The organism is Desulfofundulus thermosubterraneus DSM 16057, assembly GCF_900142025.1.
GTDB classification, from domain to species: Bacteria; Bacillota; Desulfotomaculia; order Desulfotomaculales; family Desulfovirgulaceae; genus Desulfofundulus; species Desulfofundulus thermosubterraneus.
The window spans coordinates 1-2031 of the sequence record NZ_FQZM01000088.1 but is presented as its reverse complement, the minus strand read 5'-3'; the positions used below and the strand labels follow the sequence as shown (position 1 = coordinate 2031).

Below are 2031 nucleotides of genomic sequence, written 5' to 3'. Positions count from 1 at the left end.
CTGGCCCGCAGGTTTGGAGTTGATTCTGCCAGTGTGCAGGACAAAGTGCAGCAGCTGACCGACATGGAAACCCTGGACCGTGTATTGGAGCGGCTGTTTGCCGCCAACACCCTGGAGGAGGCCCGGAACATCATATGGGAGGAACTGAGCCAAAGCTCATATTGAAAAAGATTCGGGGATAGTGTAAACTAAAGCCAGAACCGGCAGAAAGTTGAGGTTTGGTATGGCCCGGGAGTTCGATCTGGTTATCAAAGCACTGGCGGAACGTTATCCGGCCCACTTAGTACAACAGGTGCGCGGTATGCCCGTGGAAAAGGTTGAACGCATGGAAAAAGAAGCAGTGGCCGATCGAGGTGAGCAAAATGGAGACCTCCCCGCTGTTCGACGGCATTCGGGAAAAGTGGATTGATCAGGGGATACGGCAGGGGATACAGCAAGGAATACAGCAAGGAATACAGGATACCATACTGGATGCCCTGGAGGAAAATATAGGCCGCTGCCCTGAGAGCCTGGTGAACAGCCTACGGGCTATACGAGATATTGATACATTAAAATTACTGCACCGCAGGGCGATGAAAGCGAAAACAATTGATGAATTCATGCAAGCTCTTAACGAGGCGGTGCGGAATAACAACTAGTCGAACACAGAAAGCGGTCAGACCCGGCAGGTGTAGAGCTGCCGGTGTTTTCATTTATGTGGAAAAGGTGCGGGAACTGCCGCTGGTAAGCTTTTCTTACGGCGGCCAGCCGGTGGACAACCGCCTTGCCCCGGCGGATTTCATCCAGTTCTGGCTGCGTAAAGGGGCGCATGTGCTTCTTTACGGCGCGCTAGGTATGGCCATGGCCGCCGCCCTGGGCGGTACCGGTTCTGGCGGCCGGCGGCGCTGGATGCTACAATTTAGGCAATGAGCGGGGCTGCTCGGTGCGGGAGGTGGTGGAGGTCGCCCGCCGCGTTACCGGCTGCGATTTCCCGGTGGTGGAAGGGGACCGGCGGCCGGGGGACCCGGCGGTGCTGGTGGCCTCCTCCCGGCGTATCAGGGAAGAGCTGGGCTGGCGCCCCCGCTGCGGCGACCTGGAAACCATCGTCCGCACGGCCTAGGCCGGGAAAGCCTGGCTTAATGAATTAATTGGTAAGCTGGTGCAGGAAAATGAGCGGTTCTAATACCATTGCCAGAGCCACGGCGGTGATCGCCGTTTTTACTTTGCTTTCCAAAATACTGGGCTTTGTGCGGGAGATGGCCCTGGCCTACGTTTCTGATGTTTCCGGTGATGCGTGGTCTACCATGATCCTTAGGAAACACCTTGAAAATCGCCTTTTTCCAGGGCATGAAAGGTAGCCGCAAGAACCGTATGGTAGGCGGGGAACTCCTCTTTCTGGAGGTAGTAGATGAAAATATTTGTGTCTATAGCAACCAGCCCAAAATTGACGAGCGTTTTTGCTAGCTCTCCCATGTTTCTCGCTCCGTCTTCTGGTAAATAAGCGGGTCTATTCCTTTCCATAAGTGCCCGTACAGGCCGGCCAGGGCTTCCGCAAAACTTCGGGGCTTGCGGATCATGGTTGCTTTGCCGCCTGGCCAGACAGCGATCAGCAGTTCATCTCCCTCTTTAACCGCTAAGGCCCGCCTGACTTCAGCGGGCAAAACCATCTGCCCCCTTCGTCCCAGTCGCACAGTAGCTGTCATTTGTATTGCATTGTCATTCAAATATCTCACCTCGTCCTGCAAATATTTGGTAATATCAGTCACATTATAACCATCGCCAGATGAAAAAGCAAGGTGGTATTCCTGTAATTTTTTACTGGAAGTTAGTGCGACCTGCAAAATCCGTAATCCTTAAAAATCAAGGCTTACGCAAGAAGTTGGATCTAGTTCACCCAACACCTTCTATTAACTCAGATCACATAAATTAGCATAAAAAGAAGAGATTACCTTGCCTAGCGGGCCTTTTTGCGCGGGATGAGCTTTATCCGCGCGAGACCGTCGTACCGGTCCAGGTAGGGATGGCATCTGTTATAGTAGCATTGTTGCTATA

General features: G+C 53.2%; 6 protein-coding genes. 5 read left to right on the top strand and 1 reads right to left on the bottom strand.

Going from position 1 to position 2031, the window contains the following annotated elements:
* Positions 1-223 precede the first annotated feature (223 nt).
* Genes BUA65_RS18475 through BUA65_RS17450 form a run of 5 tightly spaced genes read left to right on the top strand, consistent with a single transcriptional unit; the run spans position 224 to position 1337 of the window.
* The gene (locus BUA65_RS18475) at positions 224-409 is read left to right on the top strand and encodes a hypothetical protein (RefSeq protein WP_165613301.1); all 186 of its coding nucleotides are present in this window, start codon (positions 224-226) and stop codon (positions 407-409) included.
* Positions 363-638, top strand: coding sequence for a hypothetical protein (locus tag BUA65_RS17460; RefSeq protein ID WP_072871675.1), 276 nt, complete (start codon positions 363-365; stop codon positions 636-638). The genes BUA65_RS18475 and BUA65_RS17460 overlap by 47 nt, the downstream gene beginning before the upstream one ends.
* A gap of 58 nt (positions 639-696) precedes the next feature.
* Positions 697-909: a hypothetical protein gene (locus BUA65_RS17455; protein ID WP_072871673.1), complete on the top strand. Its 213-nt coding sequence runs from the start codon at positions 697-699 to the stop codon at positions 907-909.
* A gap of 13 nt (positions 910-922) precedes the next feature.
* A complete protein-coding gene (locus tag BUA65_RS17765) occupies positions 923-1099 on the top strand; it encodes a hypothetical protein (RefSeq protein WP_207543941.1) in 177 nt (58 codons plus the stop codon).
* A 49-nt stretch (positions 1100-1148) separates the two neighbouring features.
* Positions 1149-1337 (top strand): hypothetical protein, encoded by a 189-nt coding sequence (locus tag BUA65_RS17450; protein ID WP_072871671.1) that lies wholly within the window; start codon positions 1149-1151, stop codon positions 1335-1337.
* Positions 1338-1439: 102 nt separating this feature from the next.
* On the opposite strand, the gene BUA65_RS18015 is transcribed toward BUA65_RS17450, so the two are convergent.
* Entirely contained in the window at positions 1440-1682 is a 243-nt protein-coding gene (locus BUA65_RS18015; protein WP_114281528.1) for an AbrB/MazE/SpoVT family DNA-binding domain-containing protein, read from the bottom strand.
* Between the last annotated feature and the right edge of the window lie 349 nt (positions 1683-2031).